Source organism: Fulvivirga lutimaris (assembly GCF_009711525.1).
Taxonomy (GTDB): Bacteria; Bacteroidota; Bacteroidia; order Cytophagales; family Cyclobacteriaceae; genus Fulvivirga; species Fulvivirga lutimaris.
The window spans coordinates 1-1,250 of sequence record NZ_SMLV01000081.1; the positions used below are offsets into that span (position 1 = coordinate 1).

1 protein-coding gene is annotated in these 1,250 nt (G+C 38.3%); it reads right to left on the reverse strand.

Annotated features, from left to right (window positions below):
- The coding region (locus E1140_RS00280; RefSeq protein ID WP_155177960.1) for an ABC transporter permease at nt 1-1,250 on the reverse strand (1,250 nt) is incomplete at both ends.

Here is a 1,250-nt window from a genome sequence, read left to right on the forward strand (position 1 = left end):
TATTCGTCTGATAAAGCGTCTACTGGATTTAGTGTAGCACCTTGAAATGATTTGTAACCTGTGGCTATCACAGTCATCAATAAAGAGAGAGCAAAGGCCAATATGAAGGTTAAGAATGTAATGTCTATGCGGCTATCAAAACCTTGTAGCCATTTGTCCATAAAATACCATGACAATGGGGCTGCTATCGCAAATGCTATCACCACTAGCTTGGCAAAGTCGGTAAATACAGTAGCTAAAATTTGCCTTACACTTGCTCCTAAAACCTTTCTTACTCCTATCTCTTTTGTTCTTGTATTTACCATGTAAGACATTAAACCGAGCAGACCTATACCCCCAATTATAATAGCAATTGATGCAAAAAGAGAGAAAGTTTTTGATGCTCTTCGCTCGCTGTCGTAATACTTTGCTATGCTATCATCAAGGAAATTGTAAGAGAAAATATTCTCTGGAAAATGAGTCTCCCAAACAGATTGAACTGCAGCCATAGTCTCAGACCAGTTGGCGCTGTTATTTTCAAGCTTAACTCCTGTCAAATAACTATTATCAGCATTCCAAAGTACTACCGGCTGTTGTGCATAATGAAGAGACATGGTCTTAAAATTCTTAACCACACCAATGATATTACCAGGCTTGCCCCATACCGCAATTTCCTGACCCAGGGCCTCTTCATAAGTTTCAAAGCCTAAAACTGCCATGGCTTCTTCATTAATCAAATATCTCTTAATAGAGTCCATTTTTATATTTTGACCTGCCAGTAATTCAACACCATAAGTGTCAAGGTAGCTATCATCAATGAGCTTTATCTGAACATCTTTATCAAGTAATTCATCCCCTCCAGTGTAATGAGCAACACCTCCCCATGTATTTCCAGAAGTAGTACCTGTGTTAGAATAAGTGACTTCTTTAACTCCAGGCACATCGAGCAATTGCTGCTTCAAAGAGCTTCTATTCATATTTGGAACATATGGTATACTAAACTCAACTATTGCCTCAGTGTCTACTCCAATCGGTTGGCTTATAAAGTGATCAACCTGTTGAGAAACCACAATTACTGCTACAATTAGCATCTGGCTAATCAGTAACTGCACAACTACCAATGAACTTCTAAGTGAAAGGCCATTTTTATAACTGCTTCCAATGCTGTTTTTCAAAGCCTTTATTGGCTGAAGACCAGAGGTAACCACAGATGGGTACAACCCTGACAGTATAGTAACAGATATAAAAATCACACCTATAACAATAAAGAA